Genomic DNA, 18,968 nt, shown 5'->3' on the forward strand with positions numbered 1-18,968 from the left:
GCGCCACCGTCAGAACTTAACGCTGAACTGCGCGCCGGCGGTGCGGGGCGCGCCGACGTAGCAGCGGATCGCGGTGCCGCCGGTCGCGGGATTGCGCACGCCGAGCAGGCTCTCGGCGGTCTGCGGCAGCTTGTAGGTGCAATAGTTCGTATCGGCGAGGTTGGCGCCGTAGAGCGCGATTTGCCACCGCTCGTCCGGGCCGTTCAGCGCGACGCGCGCTCCCATGACCGAATAGGCGCTTTGCACGGTGTCGGGATCGGCATTGTCGTCCGACCCGATATTGGCGCTCGACCGGAATTGGATGTCGAACCGCGCGAGCCATGTCAGGCCGCGTCCGCCGATCGCGCCGTCATATTGCGCATAGGCATTGCCCTGCCACTTCGGCGAGAAGGTCGACCGCTTGCCCGTCAGGTCCTGCGTGCCGGTGAACGCGGGCAGGTTGGGCGCATTGCGGAAATCGAGAAACTTGGAATCGAGATAGGTGCCCGCGACCCCCAGCGTGACCGGGCGGACCGGGCGCACGCGGAACTCGCCCTCGACGCCCTGCTGGCGCAGCGAGCCGACGTTGCGGATGGTATAGGCGATGCCGTTGAAGCCGCGGCTCTGGTAATCGTCGAGTGTGGAGCGGAAGAGGTTCACGTTGGCGAGCACCGCGCCGTCGAGGAAGCTGCTCTTCACCCCTCCTTCCCAGTTCGACACCGTCTCGGGTTGAAAGACGCGTGCCTGGCCAAGCGCCGTGGTCGACTGGGTGTTGTTGAAGCCGCCCGATTTGAAGCCGGTCGAGTAGAAGCCGTAGAGCATGACGCGGGGCAGCACCTGCCATTGCAGCCCGCCGCGCCACGTCACCTTACGGTTGGTGATCGCGAGCAGGGTCGTCTCGTCGCTGTGCAGGATCTCGGCGGCGTTGAAGCGGCGCTGGGCGAACACGCCGTCCTTGGCATCGCGCGTCCAGCGGATGCCGCCGGTCGCCGACAGCGTGTCGGTTACATGGACCGTCGCCTGGCCGAAGGCGGCGAGGCTGCGCGTTTGCTGGGTAAAGTCGTCAGTCCCCGCGACGTCACGCGGTTGGGCGAGGCAGGCGGCGAAGCGCGTGGGCAGGACATTACGGACCAGTCCGTTGCAGTAATCGGTCGACAGGCCGATCCGCGTCGCGATGCCGTAATCCTCCTTGTAGCCGTAGATGCCGGCGACGAAGTCGAGATGGCCGTCCAGCAACTGCCGCTCCGGTGAGACGAGTTGCAGTTCGTAGGATTGCGCCCGGCTCTCAAATACCTGCGTGCGGCTGATGAGCGGCAGCGCGGTGAAGGCGGTGTCGGTCTCCGACGGTCGACTGTACCAGTCGACATAGCTGGCGATCGCCTTGATCGCGAAGCCGCCCGCCAGATCGTAGGTCACGTCGCCGCGCGCCGACCAGACGCGATCGTCGAGCCGCCCATATTGGTAGCTCGGGCTGTTCCGGTCGAACGGGCGCCCGTCGGCGAGCGCGGGCACCACCATCGGCCCCGCGCCATCCGGGTCGAGCCGCGCCTGATAGCTGTTGTTCGCTGGCACGGTCGAGGGGATCACCTCCGACAGCGCCTGCCCGTCGCCGTAGGTGTTGTGGTAATCGGCGCGAAAGCGGACGGTCAGCCGGTCATCGGGCTGCCACAGCAGCGTGCCCCGGATCTGGTCGCTGTTGACGACGCCCAGTCGGTGCCGCTGCGGGTAGAGCGCGTGGAAATCGCCGCCGTAATGATCGGCGCTGCCTGCAATTCGGAAGCGGAGCGTATCGCTGGCGGGAAGATCGACCGCCGCTTCGGCGCGGACTTGGTCGTAGGAACCGAGCCTCAGGCTCGCGCTCATCCCGTATTCCCGTCCCGGATCGGCCGAGCGGATCGAGATCGCGCCCATCGAGGCGTTGCGGCCGAACAGAGTACCCTGCGGGCCGCGCAGCACCTCGATCGTCTGCACGTCGAGCAGGTCGCCGGTGATCGACGGCGGGCGCGGGACGTAGATGCCGTCGAGAAAGGTCGCGACGGACGGTTCCAGTGCCCCCGCCGTCGTGCTGCCGACGCCACGGATCGTCACGCGCTGGTTGGTGTTGTTCGACAGGCGGGCGATCGTCAGTCCCGGCGCGATGCGCTGCAAGCCAGTCAGCGAGGTGACGTTGGTGTTGCGCAGCGTCGCAGCCGATACCGCCGTGATCGAGATGGGCACGCGCTGGGCGCTCTCGCTGCGCTTCTGCGCGGTCACGACGATGTCGGCGGTGTCGGTTGCCGACGCCGGCACTTCCTGAGGAGGCGACATGCCGGCCGGCTGCTCCTGCGCTTCCGCAGGCGAAATGATGCCGATCCCGATGACCGCACAGCAGCAGCCACCGCGCAGCAATGCGCGCGTCCTCATGGTATCGCTCTCCTTTGAAGCCCTTTGTCGCTGTTGCGATCGAGCTGGCTGATCAAAGATGCGTCATGACGAGAAGACGATCAATTACTCGCGGCAAATATCAACATGATGATTGCTGATTGGGGGTAAGCGCGCTCCTCCTTCAGCGATTCATTAGCGTCGCAGGTCGGCATGTGGTCGTTTCTACTTGGCGCGTGGTCGCGTCGTTTACCGACGAGTACCGCCGGAGACCTATACCGGGCTTCGGCTACTACTTGGTGGAGGCCGTGGCAAAGTCCGGCTTTTTCAACAGCCACGTCCGGTTGTGACACCAACTCCTTGCCCCAGCTTCTCCAAAGGTTTGCAGGGGTCAGGAACTCCGAGTCAGATTGCGGCATAGAAATTAGCTATGTGATGGCGGCGACGGACAAATGAAGCTGTGCCGGAACGTGCGGAAGCCGAGCGTCGGATGCGGCGAACGCTGGCGCCTAGGCGATGTGGTCGACAACCCGCGAGTATGTCGGTCAGCGCGGCGCGACCTGCTGGAAAGCCTTGATGACCTCATCCTGCATGACCGGCTTGGCAAGGATTGCGGCGCAGGCATGGGGACCGGTGCCGCCGGCCTTCAGATCCACGTCGGAGATGATGACATCTGGAACGAGACAGCGTGCCGCATTCAAAGCTTCGGCTTCGCTCGCTGCCGCCAGCACCGAAGTCGCGCCTTCAGCTTCGGCTATGTCGGCAACGTATTCGGCGGTAAGCGGTTCGTCATCGATCACCAGAACATGGCACATGGTGTTCGCATTCCTTGCGCTATCAAGAGGCGAGAGATCGAAAAGGTCCGGCACAAGGCAGATTCCCGGTAACCGGCATTAGACATGACCTTGATAGCAGAGGTTTGGTGTCTTCACGGCAAACCGGTCGGGGCACTGCTTCTTAACAGAAGCTGGTCCACTCATAGCCGTTACAAACCATCAGGTTCCGGAACGATCATGACTCTCGACCGAGACACCATATTGGCCGTGTCATCCTTGATCTCGCTCGTACTGGGAGCTATCCTGCTTTCGGCGCAGGTCAGGTTACGTCCGGGTGCCTGGGCGGTGTGCTGGGGTGCGGGAACGGTGATGGTCGGTCTTGCGGGTGCAGACCAGGCCCTGAAAGGTATCCTGCCGACCCCGTGGCTGGTCAGCAGCGGCAATGTGGTTGCAATCAGCGGCTACGTCTTGATCGTCCAGGGCGTCCGTCTGCTCGCGGGGCGTGCGCCGCGGTGGAAGACTTTGGCGATCGTGCTGGCGTTGATCGTACTGCCGCTGGCGCTGTCGCACGATCCTGCGGCCAAGCCATATCGGATGGCATATAACAATACGCTGCTGATCGTCTTCGACCTACGGGTGGCATGTGAAGCGATCCGGCTTGCTCGGCGCGAGCAGCTGGGCACTGCTTGGATCATGGTTGTGCTGTTCGGCGTAACGGTGCCTTTTTCGGCGATGCGCCTTCATGTGGCGGTATCGACGATCATGGGCAGCGATACGCTGGACCATGCGCGCGTCGGTACCTGGCTTGCCGCGCTGCTCGCCGCGTTCTGGTCACTCCGCGGTGCCATACCGGCCTTGCTGATCGCGGAGCGCAGTACCCGGAACCTCGCCCGCCTTGCCCGGCACGATGCGCTTACCGGAGCGCTGAACCGCGCCGGTCTGGAGCACCTTGCTCCTGCCTTACGCGATCCGTGCGCCGTACTCCTGCTGGATATGGATCATTTCAAGACAGTCAACGATAGATACGGGCATGCGCAGGGCGACGGGGTGTTGAGACTGTTGGCCACGACCGTTTTGGAACGTCTTCCCAAAAACGGCATCTTCGCCAGGTTGGGTGGTGACGAGTTCCTGATCGTTCTGCCCGGCGCGACCGAACAGCGAGCCCGCGATGTCGCCGAAATAATCCGTTCCGGTTTCTCCGCAGCCATGTCCGTCCTGCCCTTCACGGCCCCCTTGCCGACGATCAGCATCGGGGTAACAACCGGCGACCTCCGCTCGACCTCGCTGGAAACGCTGATTTCGGTCGCGGACACGATGCTCTATCGATCGAAGGAGGCAGGCCGCGATCGTATCAGCAGCCAAAGTCGCTTGCCCGATGATCGTCACATCGCTCGACCGGTCGCGGCTGCCTGAACCTCGCTTCGGAATGCTCGACGAGGATGAACGGAAAGGTCGATCTTGTGGCACATACTTCTGGTCGGGCGGCTGCCGACATTCTACCGAACCCGGCATCGTTCATCATGGCCGGTATCCTCGGCTAACCCCACGTCAGAACTTTAGGTGTTCGCATCGCCGGCAAAGCCTTGCTCGACACCAGCGCCAAGGTGTTCGAGAAGGTGAAGGAGTGGCACCCTGAATAATTACTCGGGAGGCTACAAAAACATCATTCAAGGAGCAGAAGCGACATGAACATTGGCGAGTTGGTCAAGGGCGTGGCTACCGCGACGGGCACTAGCGAGGCGGATGCGAAGAAAGCGGTCACCGCGGTATTCGACCAGATCGCGGCTGCCGCGGCGAAGGGCGAAGAAGTTGCCGTCCCAGGATTCGGCAAGTTTAGCGTCAAGGACCGTCCAGAGCGTCAGGGTCGCAACCCGGCGACCGGAGAAGCGATGACGATCGCGGCCTCGAAGAAGGTTTCGTTCACGGCAGCCAAGGGGCTCAAGGACAAGCTCTGACATGTGGGCACCGACAGGCTGACTGCCGGTGCCGCATCCCCAAGTAACGAAGCGCACTGCCGTCCTCTCGCGCAGACGCAGTACATTCCGGCAAAAAGGTCTACCTTTCTTCCGCGCGATCGAACGCTGATGCGGCATGGTAGATGATTGGCGATGGATACGCTTGAACCCGCCGCTCGGTCAGAGCGAATGCGCCGAGTCCGCGGCAAGGATACGCGGCCGGAAATGGTCGTGCGGCGGTTAGCCCATCGGCTCGGCTACCGTTTCCGCCTCCATCGCCGCGATATACCCGGCAGCCCGGACCTGGTGTTCCCGGCGCGCCGAGCGGTTATATTCGTGCATGGATGCTTCTGGCATCAGCATGACTGTCCGCGTGGATCACGTCGCCCTTCAAGCAACGCGGCATACTGGCATCCCAAGCTCGCCCGGAACGTCGAGCGGGATGGAAAGGTGCGGCAGCAGATTGAAAACGAGGGTTGGCGTGTCCTGGTGCTGTGGGAATGCGAGATGCGGGATGTCGATCAGCTATCGCTCCGCCTGAGTAGCTTTCTCGACGTTTAAACGCGCCGGATCGGCACCATGTCCGACACCTTCTGGACCACGCCGGCGCGGCGGATCGTGGTGCGCCGCATGAGGTCGGAGTCGTTTTGCAGCAGTTCGAAATCGACGTGGTTCAATTCGGCGTCGTGGCCTTTGAAGCAGCGGTGGAACGCTGACAGCAGCTCCACACCCTCGATCGGTTGCGCTAAAACAATTGGGGCGGCGCTGGACGGCACGAGGCTCGGGAACAGGTAGATGCAGGCAGGCGGAACGCGAAAGGGGCCAATGTCGGTGAGCCGCGCTCCGTCGCCGCCGGCAACCTTGGGGCACGGGCGGCCGATCGTGCCGCACACCATGTCCCAGACGATCAGGCCGTCAACGCGCTGGTTGCGGGAGATGATATCGGCGCTCAGGCGCGTGTGGATCCCCGACCAGGCATTGCGGCGAGGATCGGCGCCGAGGTTGGTGCAGATGCTCCAGATCACGAACTCGTCGGCATCGGCCGGCCGCTCGAATATATTGGTGTTGTTGCCGTCTAGGCAGCCCTTGAGGTCGATGACGGCGATGCGTCCGGATGGAAGACGCACCAGGTAGTCGTTGCGGCTGGAATCATCGGTGAGGTCCCACCCGGCGATGAGGCCTTCGTCCTCCATGTGGTTGAGGACGTGTTGGACGAACTCGCGCTTGGCGCGCATCGTCGCCGAGAACTGCCCTCTTACCCGCTCGACGGCGCCGCGGAACAGGCCCGAGTTGTAGAAGTCGCGTTCGTCCAGGCCATGATCGCCGAGCCGATGCGCCTCGGTTTTCAGAACCTCGGCGAACCGCTCGATTTGCGCTCGCAGATCGCTGTTCTGCTCGCACGGTATGACGCTCATGCAGCAGCCCGTTCGGCAGCCTCCGCCAAGCCCAACAGAGGCTCTAGGATATGATGGGCGAGGTGCCGAACGACCGGCACCGCCACCCCGTCACCGGTCAGGTGGTATGCCTCATTGTAGTTGCGCGGCAGCTTGTAATCGTCGTCCAGACCCATCAGGCGCGCCGTCTCGCGCGCCGAGATCAGCCGCGACCGCACCTTTGCGCCATCGATGACGACGATCACCTGGCGGCTGGAGCCACCGGCGGGCGTGCGCAGGCAGCCGGACACGTCATCGAAGCGAACTTCGGCGCGTTGCATCTTTTTGCCTCCCTCAACTCGCGTGCGCTTATAGACGCCCCCGACCATGCGGCGGCCTGCCCGCTTGGCGGCGTTGACCTTGGCGAGGTTGATGGGCGACATCATGCCGAGGAGCTGCTGCGTTTCCGCAGGCGTGTGCCAAGACACGCTCGACGGGTTCTCCTCAATCATGCTGGCGAACGTCGTGTTGCGTCGGTTGGGCGTCGGCATGTTCCACCACAACATGCCTTGCCGCAGCTGGGCCGGCAGCCGCTCGACCGCGCTTTGCAGGCCCCGCGTATGGAACGGCTCGATGGGCCCAGGCGCGAGCAGCGCCGGGTCGACGGTCACGTCGGCATGGATGCCGATCACGAACAGCCGGGGACGGGAGTGCGGAAGGAAAAGGTCCGCATTGATGACCAGGGCGCCGCAGCGATAGCCCGCATCCGCGAAGGTCTGGCAGATCGCTTCGAAATCCTTGCCCTCGTGCGAGGTCAGCGTGCCGCAGACGTTCTCGAGCGCGATCAGCTTGGGCGCTCGCCCGTCCGCAATGAGGCCACGGATCACGTCCCAGAACGGGTAGAAGGTGCCGGAGCGTTCTCCGCGCAGTCCCGCCCCGCCCCCCGCCAGCGACAGGTCTTGGCAGGGGAATGAACCCCATACGAGATCGGCCACGCCGGGCAGCTTGGCCGCGGTGATTTGCTTCACGTCGCCGACCGTCAGCTCGCCGCCCGTACCCCAATTGGCTTGGTAGGTGAGCCCCTTCTTGTGGTCGAAATCGTTAGCGAACAGGCAGGTCCAACCCGCCCCCAGGCCGGCGCGCGCCATGCCGCCGCCGGCGAAGAACTCGTAGAACTCAGCCATTGGCGACCCGCCCTTCCCCGTGGCGATCGTTGGCGCTCGCCTCGCGCGCCAGCTTCTCAGCGACGGCTTCGGTGATCCAGGTGTTGCGCGAGACATTGCCGTGGCGATCGGCGCGCGCCGCGTCGATCAGGGCGAACGTCTCCGCTGACAGGCGGAGATTGATGCGATCGAGGTCGCGCACCGTGGCAGGCTTAGAAAGCATGGTCATGGCGCCATCGTGGCGCCACATTCTGCCTTTGTCTAGTATGTTCTACATGTGTTCCTGATTTGCAAGGCCGATCGGGCTCGCACCCATTCCCCTGCCCGGCTATGCGTTACTGAAACGTGGAGCGTGCATGGACGGTCGGAATCCAGACGAGATCAACTTCCCTCCGTTTGAAACGGAGGATTTGCGCAAGAATCTCGCACGTTATCTGGATAGCGCCTTCACTGCCCAAGGAGCTGCTGGCGCGTCGAAAGTCGGCAACTTCAAGTGGGGCGTATACGCCTTCTTCGATTACGACGGGGAGCCGATCTACGTCGGGCAAACTAACGAGCAGCTTCGCACCCGCATCCGGCGTCATCTGACCAATCAACGAACCGATGCCGTCGCTATGTCCGTGCTTGACCCTTTTGAGGTGTACGAGATCGAGGTTTGGCCGCTTCCGGCCCTACAAGGGGTGTCGAAGCCGAGAAGTAAGACGGATGCCCGTTGGGCGGCATGGGAGTCGGCTGTCGATCAACTCAACGCACTGGAGCGAATGGTCTACGATCAGGCGATCGAAAAGAGCCGGTTCAAAGCTATCTTGAACGAGAAAGACCCGCCGCTGGCGAAGGTGGAAATAGAGGCGCCGCCGTCGTTCAGGGGACGCATCGTTTCTGACGAGGTGTTCGCGATCCGCTCGCATCCTGATTTCAGGATTGCTCGACGTGCCCTCATCATCGCCCGGCTTGCCCAAGTCATTGCCGAGCGAAAGGTTCAAGGCGGATTGCGGCGGGTCATGTTGATCCAGGCGAAGCGCCTGCAATGGCTCGCCGATCGACGGTATCATGCCTTGGGCGGCGCGGCATCGGTGGAACAGGAAGATGGCACCGGCAGCGATGAGTAACTGACTAGGCCGGTTCCGGCCGTTCGCTCGCCGGAAATTGTCGGTAGAAGGTTGAAAGGCCGACGCCTAGCAGCTTTGCGACCCGCGCCGGTTTCTCGCCCACGGCGAGCAGCTTGCGGGCCGTGTCGATCCGGTCGGGCGTCATCACCAGCTTGCGCCCTCCCCCCGTACTGCCCTTTTCACGCGCAGCCGCCAGCCCGGCGATCGTGCGCTCCTTCACCAGCTCGCGTTCCATCTCCGCGACCGAGGCGAGGATATGAAACAGCAGCCGGCCCGATGCCGTGGACGTGTCGAACCCGTCCGTCAGCGATCGAAAGTCGATCCCCCGCTCCGACAGGTCTGCGGCCAGCGCGATCAGGCCCTGGATCGAGCGGCCGAGCCGATCGAGCTTCCAGATTATCAGCGTGTCGCCGGCGCGCGCAAACCCCAGCGCCTCGACCAGCCCCGGTCGGTCGATCTTCGCGCCGCTCGCCTTGTCGGTGAACACCTTCTCGCACCCGGCCTTCGCCAGTGCATCGAGTTGCAGCGTTAAATCCTGATCGGCCGTCGAGACACGCGCATAGCCGATCAGCATCTTTCCCGTTTCCCCGTCGAAATCGGCAGTTTCGGAAATTGTAAATCGGGAACAGGTTTCGGGAAAGCGAAACCCGCAGGCGTCTGTCAGCGCGATCGGCACCGCAGGATTCCCGTCACAGGTTCGTTTGCGGGAAAGCTGATCGGCCAAAGTCAAACTGTGTGGATGGCCCTGCGCCGTCGCAACCAATGCAGCGTGCCGGTCGCGAACAACAGTGCCGGAACGAAGCCCAACACCACGGCCAGGATGCGCGTCGCCAAGCCTCCAACCGTCCCGTCATGCAACGTGCGAACCCAACTCGCCACGGCCGTTCCGATGCCGGCGTGGCGGACATCATGCACCGCCAGCACCTGACTCGAAAACCGGTCGATGAAGACGTAGCTGCTCGGGAAGCGCCGGTGTGGATCGCCGGGCACCTGGAGGCGCACCCGGATTGGTGCATCGCGCGCGCCGGGCACATCGATGAAGACGATCCGACCACCCGGCACCGCTCGATGCGCCGCGTCGAACGCTTGCACGATACTCGTGCTGCCACTCAGGCCGCCAATGGATTTCGGAGCCGGAATGGCAGCAGGCCGCAACACGGCCTGCATGACAGCAGGCAGCGCGAGCAGCGCGCCAGTCGCGACAAGCACGAACAGCAGCACCATGCTCCACAGGCCGGACAGCTTGTGCAGGTCACGCAGCCGGCGGGTCGGCACGGCGTCGCGCTTAAAGGCGATTGCCTTACGCCAGCTTCCGCGCGGCCACCATGCAACAACGCCGCTGACCAGCAGCAGCAGCATCGCCTGACCAGCCCGCCACCTGACCGCCGAGGTCGCCAGCGAGCAGCGCCATGTGGAGCTGGTAGAGCCAGCTCATCAGATAGCCGCCCCACGGTTCGGCACGGACGATCCGCCTGCCATCGGGCGAGAACCAGACCATCATCCGATCGGCGTGATGGCCATGTCCGGACGACGGGTAGAAGCGCGCCGGGATAGCGCCGCCCTCGCCCGTCACCTCGATGGTCCATTTGCCGGCGGGATCATGCCAGCGGGCGCGTCCTGCCGCCAGGGCACGGTCCCATACCGGCGATGCCAGGTCCGGTGCAGGACTGTCTTGCCCGACGCGGACGGCAGGGTGGAGCGCGGCGTCAATGCCGGTGTAGAACACCAGTGCCGAGCCGGTGAGGCCCAGCACCGCGAATAGCAGTCCCAGGCTCAATCCCAGCCAGAGATGGACGCGGCGCACGAGGATGCGCGCGCGCGATCCTGCCGATCGGCGGTGCGCGCTCATCAGAACCGCGTCGCCAGCGCCACCTCGAACGATCGCGGCGCGCCGATATAGACGTTGGTGGTCGGGTAGCCGGAATATTCGCCGTAGAAGGCGTCGGTCAGGTTCCGGCCGCGCAGAGTCAGGGTCGCTTGCGGCGCGACCGGGAACGACAGGCTGGCGTCCAGCACGGTATGCCCGGCAACCCGAATGGTGTTGGCGGTGTCGGTGTAGAAGGCGCTGGCGTGCCGCAGGAAGCCGCCCACCGTCACCTTGTTGGCGATGGTGTAAAGCGCCGAGGCGTTGACCGTGGTTGAGGGCACATTGATCGGGCGGTTGCCGCTACGATCGATTCGCACGCCGGCTACCAGCTCTGACAGTTCGTCATATTGCGCGTCGGTGTAGGACACGCCCCCAGAGAGGCGCAGCGCCTTTACGGGGGAAACGACACCGGACAGCTCAACGCCTTGCGACGATTGCCGCCCGCCCTGCACGGCCAGCGCCGGGTTGTTGGGATCGCGCGTCAGAATATCGCGCTGTTCGATCCGGTAAGCCGCGCCGGTGACGCTCGCCCGTCCACCCCAGGCGCTCGCTTTGAACCCGGCCTCGTAGGCCCGGCCCTTGGTCAGCCGGAACCGGCTGTTGGCGATCGAGGCCAGCAGGATCGAGGACACCGTCGATCCCGCCGTCGTATATTGCGCATAGAGCGTCAGGCCCGGCGTGACGTCCCAGGTCGTGCCCGCCCGCCACGAGACAGGATCGAAGGTCGGGCTGTTGCGATCGACCGCGCCGGTGACATCCTGGATCGTCGCGCGGTCCAGTTCCATATGGTCCCAGCGCACCCCGCCGACCAGCAGCCACTTCGGCGTTAGGTTCAGCGCATCCTCCGCGAACACCGAGGTCTGCTTCAGCTTGGAATCGAAGGTGACGTTGCCGGCGGTAAAAATCGCCGTGCCCGTAGGCAGGGGCACGATGGCCGGGTTGCGCACGTCCACTGCCGGGAGGGCCGAGGTGGGAGCCGTCTGACGCAGGCTGACGAAATCGGTATCGTTGTGCTCGACGCCAAGGCTGAAGCGGTTGCGCAGGCCCGCGATCGATTGATCGTTGCCGATCACCCCGCGCGCATTCCAGAACTGATGATCGTGCCGGAAATCCTGATAGGTCTGCCGGAAGCTGCTGTTCGGAAGCGCTGCGGTGGGCGCGACGAAGGTCTGGCTGTCGGCGAGCAGAAACGCGCGCTTCGCGGTGTAACCGGTCAGGTCGAGCGCGAAGGTCCACCCGCTGCCGATCGACCAGTCGAGCCGCGAGCGCACCGTCGTCTCGTCGGCACCGGAATAGGCTCCTTGGGGATTGTAGTTCCGGCGACGCAGCGCGCGATCGGCGACAAGGCCGTTCGCGCTCGTCACGGCATCCGATGGGCGCAGTGCATATTCGCCGGGGATCAGCGGCAGTCCCTGATAGGTGGCGTCGTAGCGATCCTCGAAATGATCGACCGCGACGAGCAGCGACAGACGATCACTCGGTTTCCACAGCGCGCTGGCGGTCAGCCCGGCCGAGAAGGTGTCGTTGTTATCGACGTCGTAGAGACTGTGCGACCGCTGGTAGCTGGCATCCGCCCGCACCGCGATCGTGGACGATACCGGCAGGTTGACCCCACCCGCCGCGAACACCGTGTCGAAGCTCCCGACCGACAGCAGTGTGTCGAGGTGGCGTTCGCCCAGCACGGGCTTGCGCGTCACCTTGTTGATGACGCCGGCCAGCGCTCCCTCGCCGTAGAGCACCGAAGCCGGTCCCTTCAGCACCTCGACCCGATCATAGTGCCAGTTGTTGCTGTCGCGCTGGACGACGGTCGATGCCGATACAATCTCAGGCGCGCCATTACCCTCATCGGCATCCCAGCGCTGATCCGGGCTGTGATGGCCTGATCCATCCGGCGAATTACACGGATGCCGTGCCGGATAGAGCCGGGCACGGCGCCATCCCGCTACCGCCAGCGCGCTGAACCGAAATCCAACAGCATCCGCTCCTCTCTCAGCAGGGAGAACGTCTGGAGCAGCGCATCAGCGAGTTTCCGCACGGTCTGCCATCGTTTTTGGGAAGCCGCAGCCGGCGATGATGTCAGACGGCTTGCTTCAGCGGTTCCGGCTTCTTTCCGTCAGGCAGGGTTTCGCGCAGATGGTCGTGGATCGTCTCGGCATTGAACGGCTTGGAGAGGAAGGTCGCCTTTTCCGGCATGTCGCCGGGTTCAGGCTTCACTCGTCCGCTGGCGACGACGATCTCGATGTCGGACCAATGCTCCGCGACATAGCGTGACAGCGCAAAGCCATCCGTCTTCCCGGGCATCTCGACATCGGTAAAGAGCAGCACGATGCTCTCACCCTTGTCCTCAATAATGTCCTTGGCCTGGTCACCGTTTGACGCCTCCAGCGTGCGGAAGCCGACATCGCTGAGGATGTCGCTTGCGTTCATGAGAACTAGCGTATCGTCATCCACGACGACGGCGAAGGGAACGGTTGAGACAGTCATGCTGGCGATAAAGCATGAAGGGCGCGTTGGTTCTCGCGCGGGGCGAGCAGTTATTGGGTGTTCCTGTTCTACTCGCCACAATCGTTGTATAGAAGGCGAGCGCCGTATCCAGGTCCGGACAGCGTTGGCTCGAGTTCGAGCCACTTACTACGGACCTACGGAGCCTGCCAGATGATCAAGCCTCCAACCCATGCGGAACTGACCGACAGCCTCGCACGCAGCAAGGCGCGCGAGGCCGTCAGCCGGCGCGATGCGTTCGAGGCGGGAGCATGGCTGGCGGCGATCGTAGAGGACAGCGACGATGCGATCCTTTCCAAGACCCTCGGCGGCACCATCATCACCTGGAACGCGGGTGCCGAACGGCTCTTCGGCTACACCGCCTATGAAGCGATCGGGCGGCCAATCACGCTCATCATCCCGGAAGACCGATTGCACGAGGAAGAGGCGATCATCCGCCGCATCCGGGCCGCCGAACGGGTCGGACTGTTCGAGACGGTGCGCCGCCACAAGGATGGCTACCCGGTGAACGTGGCGCTGACCGTCTCGCCGGTGAAGAATGAGGCGGGGGACGTTCTGGGTGCCTCAAAGATCGCGCGCGACATCTCGGCCGCGAAGCAGGCCGCGGCGCGGCAGGACCTCATCATCCGGGAGATGAACCACCGGATCAAGAACCTCTTCACCCTGACGAGCAGCCTGGTCGCGCTTAGCGCGCGAGGCACAAGCGATGCGGGCGAGCTGGCCCGCGATCTTACCGCCCGTCTTCAATCGCTGTCGCGCGCGCAAGCCCTTACCCTTCCGAACCTTTACGAGGACGTCGTGACCGAGGCCGGCACGACGCTGCCGGCGCTCCTCCGCGAGGTCTTGGCGCCCCATGCCGACACGTCAGAGGCGCGCATCGGCGTGTCGGGCGATCCGGTTCCGGTCGGCCAGCACGCTGTGCCGACATTGGGATTATTGTTCCACGAGTTGGCTACGAATGCGGCCAAATATGGCGCACTCGCGTCGGAGACGGGAAGGCTGCGCGTCTCTATTCAGGCCGTCGATGGAACGGCAGACATACGATGGCAGGAAACCGGCGGACCCGTGCGGGACAGCGCCGTGCCGGTAGGTAAAGGCTTTGGCAGCCGCTTGGAGCAGGCGAGCGTTGTGACGTTGCGCGGATCGATCGAGCGCGATTGGCAAGACGGCGGACTCGGCATCCACGTCCGCTTTCCGCTCGATCAGATTGCCTACTAAGCCGATCGCTTGAACCCTACGATATCTTCGGGGCCATGCTGACCGGTTTCCCGTTTCACCTTCCAGACCGTGCGGAAACTCACGGGCTGGCCGCCACTTGACGCTTCTCGCGTCCGGGCGGGTCAGAGACCGGTCTTATTTGGATGCTGACGCCGAGATGCCTTGATGGCCCGCATGTCTAGAGTCAGAATCGATCACGTTTGCACGTAGCCTGAGTGGCGAAGGTATTTAGCGCATTCGGTGGGGCGGAAGCGTTGAAGAATGTGCTTGAGTGCGTTGAGAATAGCATCGAACGAGCGTGGCGCTGCACGGCGGAGTAGTGCCTTTATCTTGGCGAAGGCCTGCTCGATCGGATTGAAGTCGGGACTATAGGGGGGAAGATAGGGCAGGCCCATGCCGGCCTTTTCGAGGCATTGGCGGACGCCGTCGACCTTGTGTGCGGCCAGGTTGTCGCACACCACGATGCTGCCTGGCGGCAGTTCGGGGATGAGGTGATCGGTCAGCCATTGCTGAAAGATGCGGCCGGTCATGGGCGTGTCGATCAGCATGGGAGCAGCGATTCCGTTATGGCGCAGGCCAGCGACGAAAGTCGACGTCATCCAGTGGCCGTGCGGTGCCTTGCCCGGCAGTGGCTTGTCCTTCTGGCCCCAGCCGCGCAGCCGGGTCATGCTGGTCGTCGTGCCGGTCTCGTCGACAAACACCAGCGACGCAAAGTCGAGCCCGGCCTGTGCGACCCGCCAGACCTCGCGTGCGACCGCCACGTCCGGACGGTCCCGCTCAGTCGCGAAGATCGTCCTTTTTTTGTGCCGCAGCTTCAGCTTGCGCACCGTCTGCCAGACGCTCGCATAACTGACATCGACCCCGCGCCGGGCCAACTCGCTCCGCACCTCCGCCAGCGTCAGCTCCGGCGTCCCCGCCAGCCGCCCGCCGATCCACTCCGCCTGATCCAGGAGCTTCGAGCGTCGATCACCTCCCGTCGGGCGAGCCGCGTGGCTGCTCTCGCTTCGGTAGCGACGCCAACAGTTGCCGGCCGTGCTCGACGCCACGCCCACCTCCCGGCAGCTCCGTCCCGTCGCCATCGCCGCAACCATCCGAGTACGCCTTGCCCATCCATGCCGCCCTCCAACCCGGCTGGCAGACTGAATCAACAAATCAGAAACTTGTGAATTCCTGATGATTCAACCAGGTCGAATTCGACTCTAGACTGTTCGAAAGCGCGATGGTGCCTTATCGGAGAGATATCGGCACCATCACGGTAGTGCGTAGACAATCAGCGCATCGCCGGGACGGGTCTCGAACCGGGCATGGCCAGTCGCACTGATCGCGACATACTGGCGCCCGCGATGCATGTAGGTCATCGCCGAGGCCTGGCCGCCGGCGGGCAGGCGTGCCGACCATAGCAACCGGCCCGATGCCGTTTCATAGGCCCGGATATAATCATCCTGCGTCGCCGCGATGAAGGACAGGTCGGTTGCGGTGGTCACCGCACCTCCCAGGTTCGGCGTGCCAATCGGGATGCGCAGCATCGACGGCAGCCCCAGCGGCCCGCTGTCGCGCCCCGTACCGAACGGCTGCGACCATAGCAGCCGACCGGTCGCGAGATCGGTCGCGGCCAGATACCCCCAGGGCGGCGCGATGCAGGGCACGCCGAGCGGCGACAGCCACATCGGTCGATCAACGGCCCATGGCGCCCCCTTCTGCGGAGCGACCGCCTGGTCGGGGCGACGACCGCCATCGCCGATCGCCGGTGCAGCGACCGCTGCGCGCGGGAACAGCTTCACGCGGTTGGGAAGGCGGCTGTGGTTGGTCACGACGATGCCGCGCACGGGGTCGATCGCCAGTCCGCCCCAGTTCAACCCACCAATGGTCCCGGGGAACAGCAAGGTGCCCATTCCGCGGTCGGTGGGTGGGGTATAGATCCCCTCATAGCGCATCCGGTGAAACTGGATGCGACACCATGCGGCATCGATCGGCGTCAGGCCGAAGGCGTGGCGGGCGTCGATCTGCTCGGGATCGGCACCTGGCCGTCCGGACAGGTTGGGATAGGCGACCGATTGCGGCTGGACTGGCGACAGCCGGTCGCCCGGCATCCCCCCGCCCGGCGCGGGACGATAGGCGACCGGCCGCACCGGAAGCCCGGTCGCCGCGTCGAGCACGAACAGCGACCCCGTCTTCGTTCCCTGCACCACCACCCGGCGCAATACGCCGCCGACCGGGATCGTCGTCAGCACCGGCTGCGCACCAAGGTCGTAATCGAACCGGTCGCGCTCCACGGTCCTGAAGACCCAGCGCGTCGCGCCTGTCGCCAAGTCCACCGCGACCACGGCGGAACTGAACCGATCGTCCTCGGGATCGCGGTTTCCGCCCCAGTGATCGTTGCCGGCGTTGCCGGTCGCGAGCAGCACCAGCCCGAGGCCGGCGTCGCCCGATATCACGTTCCAGACGTTGGGCGTCCCCTCGGGCCAGGTCGCGCCGGGGGGGAGCGGCGCGCGCGCGTCGGGCCGCTTGGCATCCCACGCCCAACGCAACGCGCCGGTGGTCGCGTCATAGGCGCGCACCACGCCCGACGGCGCGTCGCGCCGCTGGTTGTCGCTGACCTGCTGGCCGACGATCACCATGTCGCCGATCACCGCCGGGCCGGAGTTGCTGGAGGCGTGACCGGGCTCGTCCAACCCCATGCGCCGCGTCAGGTCGACCGTCCCGCCCCGTCCGAAGCCGGTGCACGCCCGGCCGGTTCGCGCGTCGAGAGCCACCAGCCGCCCGTCGGCCACGGCAACGAACACCCGCGCCGCACAGGCCGCCCCGGCCGGAGCCGCCGCATTCGCGTGATAGCCGACCGCGCGGCAGGCGACCGAGAAGGTCGATTCCAGCGCGCGCGGCGCGATACGCGGCTCGTAGCGCCACTTCTCGCGCCCCGTCGCGGGATCGAGCGCGAACACCCGGTTGCGCGCCGAGCAGAGGTACAGGGTGTCGCCCACCTTGAGCGGCGTGTTCTGCGCGGAGAAGAAGAGACGGTCGCCATCGGGGGGCAGGTCGCCCGTATGGAAGCGCCATGCCTCGCGCAGGCCGCCGACATTGGTGGGGGTGATCTGCGTGGCGGGCGAATAGCGCATGCCGGCGTTGGTGCCGCCGAACGCCGTCCAGTCGGTATCGGCCGGGCCACGCGCAGCTGCCACAGCGTCATGGGGTGTCGTGGGCCGCTCCCAGAACAGCGCTAGGCCGGCCCCCGCCGCCAGTAGCGCCGCACCGCCGACGATCGCCAGCTCGCGGTCCCATCGCCTGTCCGCCGGAAACGACAGGATCGTGATGGACCCGATCACCAGTGCCGCCGGCAGGCCGATCCGACCGGCCAGGTCGAAGCCCCAGGCAGGCATCCATCCCTTGCCCGCGATTTCCTCCATCGCCCAGATGGCGGTCAGCAGCAGGGCCAGTCCGCCCGCGCCGATCGCGCCCCCGTGGCGACCGGACCAGGCAGCCGCGCATCCCGTCAGGAGCAACAGCCCGGCGACGAGGTAATAGACCGTGCCGCCCAACAGGATCAGCCACGCGCCGAGAACCGCCATCGCGAGACCGAGCAGTCCGGCAGCCGTCTGCACCGCGAGGAACAGCGTGCGGCGGGGCTGCCGGCGGTTCATGCCGCCATTTCGCCTGGCAATGCGTCCAGCGTCGACCGGCAGCCGATGGCCGCCCCATGTTCCGCCAGCCACGCGCCGGCATGATCCCGGCCGAGATCGCGCATCCATGCGATCTGCGACCAGCGCGTGTCGAGCTTGCTGATCCCGCCGAGGGTCGCCGGCGGCTCGATCATGTGGAGCCGCAACGCGGCGAGCACGGCGAGCCGCGGGTCGGCATCGGCGGTATCGCGTGCGATGGACTGCATCGCGGTGAGCGCCCCCAGCTCGCGGGCCAGCACGGCGTTGAAGGTGATGTCGTTGATCCGCCGGGTGATCGCGGCCGGCGTCCGGTCCGGCGGTCCGGCGGCGAAGGGCGTGATCTGCGCGACGATGATATCGGTGACGCGGTCGTCGATGACGAGCGGCTCTACGGGCGGATTGGCGGAGAAGCCGCCGTCCCAATGGAACTCGCCGTCGATCTCCACGGGCGCGAACAGGTCCGGCAGGCAGGCCGACGCCATCAGCGCGTCGAGCGTGATCCCGTCCCCCTCGAACAACCGCGCCGCGCCGGTCGCGACCTTCGTCGCGGAGATGTGGAGCGGCACCGCGCGCGGATCGGCGAGGCGATCGAGGTCGATGGTGCCGGCGATCACAGACCGCAGCGCACGCATGTCGGCGAGCCCGGGCGTGAACGGCGCGAAATAGCGGCTGGCGAGTTTGGCCGCTTCGAGGCCGTGACGCAGCCACGGTTCCATCCATGGCCCCGCCAGCGCGCTCCAGTCGAAGCCGCTGAGCGGAGATCGCGCCGCGACTGTGCGCCACACCCGCTCCAGCGCCGCGCGGGCGCCGTCCGTCCCGCCTTCCACCAGCCCGGTGACCAGTGCCGCCCCGTTGAGCGCGCCCGCGCTTGCGCCGCTGACCGCGGCGATCTCGGCGCCGTCTTCGAGCAGCCGGTCGATCACGCCCCAGCCATAGGCGCCGTGCGCGCCCCCGCCCTGTAACGCGAGGCCGATCCGGGGAGCGGACGAACGATCCGTCATGGCCATGTCCT

16 protein-coding genes and 1 pseudogene are annotated in these 18,968 nt (G+C 65.2%); 5 read left to right on the forward strand and 12 right to left on the reverse strand.

The features are described from left to right. Positions 1–9: 9 nt before the first annotated feature. Together PGN23_RS06275 and PGN23_RS06280 are read right to left on the reverse strand one after the other, a co-directional pair. Positions 10–2,382 (reverse strand): TonB-dependent receptor, encoded by a 2,373-nt coding sequence (locus PGN23_RS06275; protein ID WP_335302005.1) that lies wholly within the window; start codon positions 2,380–2,382, stop codon positions 10–12. A 503-nt stretch (positions 2,383–2,885) separates the two neighbouring features. Next, positions 2,886–3,155, reverse strand: coding sequence for a response regulator (locus PGN23_RS06280; protein ID WP_335302006.1), 270 nt, complete (start codon positions 3,153–3,155; stop codon positions 2,886–2,888). Positions 3,156–3,353: 198 nt separating this feature from the next. On the opposite strand from PGN23_RS06280, the gene PGN23_RS06285 reads away from it, so the two are divergent. The 3 genes from PGN23_RS06285 (at position 3,354) to PGN23_RS06295 (ending at position 5,632) form a co-directional block, all read left to right on the forward strand. Next, on the forward strand, positions 3,354–4,529 hold the full coding sequence (locus PGN23_RS06285) for a GGDEF domain-containing protein (protein WP_335302007.1): 1,176 nt from the start codon (positions 3,354–3,356) through the stop codon (positions 4,527–4,529). A gap of 272 nt (positions 4,530–4,801) precedes the next feature. Then, a complete protein-coding gene (locus PGN23_RS06290) occupies positions 4,802–5,071 on the forward strand; it encodes an HU family DNA-binding protein (protein WP_335302008.1) in 270 nt (89 codons plus the stop codon). A 153-nt stretch (positions 5,072–5,224) separates the two neighbouring features. Further along, entirely contained in the window at positions 5,225–5,632 is a 408-nt protein-coding gene (locus tag PGN23_RS06295) for a very short patch repair endonuclease (RefSeq protein WP_335302096.1), read from the forward strand. Here the strand turns inward: PGN23_RS06295 and PGN23_RS06300 are convergent. From PGN23_RS06300 to PGN23_RS06310, 3 genes are read right to left on the reverse strand one after another with little or no spacing between them, the layout of a single operon-like run. After that, positions 5,629–6,486, reverse strand: a complete 858-nt coding sequence (locus PGN23_RS06300) for a hypothetical protein (RefSeq protein ID WP_335302009.1) — start codon at positions 6,484–6,486, stop codon at positions 5,629–5,631. The genes PGN23_RS06295 and PGN23_RS06300 overlap by 4 nt on opposite strands. Then, positions 6,483–7,628 (reverse strand): DNA cytosine methyltransferase, encoded by a 1,146-nt coding sequence (locus PGN23_RS06305; RefSeq protein ID WP_335302010.1) that lies wholly within the window; start codon positions 7,626–7,628, stop codon positions 6,483–6,485. The genes PGN23_RS06300 and PGN23_RS06305 overlap by 4 nt, the downstream gene beginning before the upstream one ends. After that, positions 7,621–7,836: a hypothetical protein gene (locus PGN23_RS06310; RefSeq protein WP_335302011.1), complete on the reverse strand. Its 216-nt coding sequence runs from the start codon at positions 7,834–7,836 to the stop codon at positions 7,621–7,623. Before PGN23_RS06310 ends, PGN23_RS06305 begins: the two co-directional genes overlap by 8 nt. A gap of 127 nt (positions 7,837–7,963) precedes the next feature. Between PGN23_RS06310 and PGN23_RS06315 the strand changes: the two genes are divergently transcribed. Next, positions 7,964–8,716, forward strand: coding sequence for a GIY-YIG nuclease family protein (locus PGN23_RS06315; RefSeq protein ID WP_335302012.1), 753 nt, complete (start codon positions 7,964–7,966; stop codon positions 8,714–8,716). Between the two features lie 4 nt (positions 8,717–8,720). Here the strand turns inward: PGN23_RS06315 and PGN23_RS06320 are convergent, their stop codons facing one another. The 4 genes and pseudogenes from PGN23_RS06320 to PGN23_RS06340 all read right to left on the reverse strand — a co-directional run bounded on the left by PGN23_RS06320 (position 8,721) and on the right by PGN23_RS06340 (position 13,067). Continuing rightward, a complete protein-coding gene (locus tag PGN23_RS06320; protein ID WP_335302097.1) occupies positions 8,721–9,290 on the reverse strand; it encodes a recombinase family protein in 570 nt (189 codons plus the stop codon). Between the two features lie 152 nt (positions 9,291–9,442). Further along, positions 9,443–10,565 (reverse strand): annotated as a pseudogene (locus PGN23_RS18400) (PepSY-associated TM helix domain-containing protein). Continuing rightward, entirely contained in the window at positions 10,565–12,535 is a 1,971-nt protein-coding gene (locus PGN23_RS06335) for a TonB-dependent receptor (protein ID WP_335302098.1), read from the reverse strand. The pseudogene PGN23_RS18400 and the gene PGN23_RS06335 overlap by 1 nt, the downstream one beginning before the upstream one ends. A gap of 124 nt (positions 12,536–12,659) precedes the next feature. After that, positions 12,660–13,067 carry a response regulator gene (locus tag PGN23_RS06340; RefSeq protein WP_335302015.1) on the reverse strand — a complete coding sequence of 136 codons (408 nt, stop codon included), beginning with the start codon at positions 13,065–13,067 and terminating at the stop codon, positions 12,660–12,662. Between the two features lie 171 nt (positions 13,068–13,238). Between PGN23_RS06340 and PGN23_RS06345 the strand changes: the two genes are divergently transcribed. Beyond that, complete coding sequence (locus tag PGN23_RS06345) at positions 13,239–14,303, forward strand: sensor histidine kinase (protein ID WP_335302016.1); 1,065 nt, start codon at positions 13,239–13,241, stop codon at positions 14,301–14,303. Positions 14,304–14,497: 194 nt separating this feature from the next. Here the strand turns inward: PGN23_RS06345 and PGN23_RS06350 are convergent, their stop codons facing one another. From PGN23_RS06350 to PGN23_RS06360, 3 genes are all read right to left on the reverse strand, one after another. Then, positions 14,498–15,394 carry an IS630 family transposase gene (locus tag PGN23_RS06350; protein WP_335302017.1) on the reverse strand — a complete coding sequence of 299 codons (897 nt, stop codon included), beginning with the start codon at positions 15,392–15,394 and terminating at the stop codon, positions 14,498–14,500. A gap of 159 nt (positions 15,395–15,553) precedes the next feature. Further along, entirely contained in the window at positions 15,554–17,938 is a 2,385-nt protein-coding gene (locus tag PGN23_RS06355) for an outer membrane protein assembly factor BamB family protein (protein WP_335302018.1), read from the reverse strand. Further along, on the reverse strand, positions 17,935–18,957 hold the full coding sequence (locus tag PGN23_RS06360; protein WP_335302019.1) for a patatin-like phospholipase family protein: 1,023 nt from the start codon (positions 18,955–18,957) through the stop codon (positions 17,935–17,937). The genes PGN23_RS06355 and PGN23_RS06360 overlap by 4 nt, the downstream gene beginning before the upstream one ends. Positions 18,958–18,968 lie beyond the last annotated feature (11 nt).

This window comes from Sphingomonas adhaesiva, from assembly GCF_036946125.1.
Taxonomy (GTDB): Bacteria; Pseudomonadota; Alphaproteobacteria; order Sphingomonadales; family Sphingomonadaceae; genus Sphingomonas; species Sphingomonas adhaesiva_A.

Bases quoted from the DNA above. Each gene is read 5' to 3' on its own strand.
- PGN23_RS06340 (WP_335302015.1), bottom strand. From the start codon at position 13,067: ATGACTGTCTCAACCGTTCCCTTCGCCGTCGTCGTGGATGACGATACG.
- PGN23_RS06285 (WP_335302007.1), top strand. From the start codon at position 3,354: ATGACTCTCGACCGAGACACCATATTGGCCGTGTCATCCTTGATCTCG.
- PGN23_RS06310 (WP_335302011.1), bottom strand. From the start codon at position 7,836: ATGACCATGCTTTCTAAGCCTGCCACGGTGCGCGACCTCGATCGCATC.
- PGN23_RS06350 (WP_335302017.1), bottom strand. From the start codon at position 15,394: ATGGTTGCGGCGATGGCGACGGGACGGAGCTGCCGGGAGGTGGGCGTG.
- PGN23_RS06345 (WP_335302016.1), top strand. From the start codon at position 13,239: ATGATCAAGCCTCCAACCCATGCGGAACTGACCGACAGCCTCGCACGC.
- PGN23_RS06280 (WP_335302006.1), bottom strand. From the start codon at position 3,155: ATGTGCCATGTTCTGGTGATCGATGACGAACCGCTTACCGCCGAATAC.
- PGN23_RS06315 (WP_335302012.1), top strand. From the start codon at position 7,964: ATGGACGGTCGGAATCCAGACGAGATCAACTTCCCTCCGTTTGAAACG.
- PGN23_RS06355 (WP_335302018.1), bottom strand. From the start codon at position 17,938: ATGAACCGCCGGCAGCCCCGCCGCACGCTGTTCCTCGCGGTGCAGACG.
- PGN23_RS06305 (WP_335302010.1), bottom strand. From the start codon at position 7,628: ATGGCTGAGTTCTACGAGTTCTTCGCCGGCGGCGGCATGGCGCGCGCC.
- PGN23_RS06295 (WP_335302096.1), top strand. From the start codon at position 5,225: ATGGATACGCTTGAACCCGCCGCTCGGTCAGAGCGAATGCGCCGAGTC.
- PGN23_RS06300 (WP_335302009.1), bottom strand. From the start codon at position 6,486: ATGAGCGTCATACCGTGCGAGCAGAACAGCGATCTGCGAGCGCAAATC.
- PGN23_RS06290 (WP_335302008.1), top strand. From the start codon at position 4,802: ATGAACATTGGCGAGTTGGTCAAGGGCGTGGCTACCGCGACGGGCACT.
- PGN23_RS06320 (WP_335302097.1), bottom strand. From the start codon at position 9,290: ATGCTGATCGGCTATGCGCGTGTCTCGACGGCCGATCAGGATTTAACG.
- PGN23_RS06360 (WP_335302019.1), bottom strand. From the start codon at position 18,957: ATGACGGATCGTTCGTCCGCTCCCCGGATCGGCCTCGCGTTACAGGGC.
- PGN23_RS06275 (WP_335302005.1), bottom strand. From the start codon at position 2,382: ATGAGGACGCGCGCATTGCTGCGCGGTGGCTGCTGCTGTGCGGTCATC.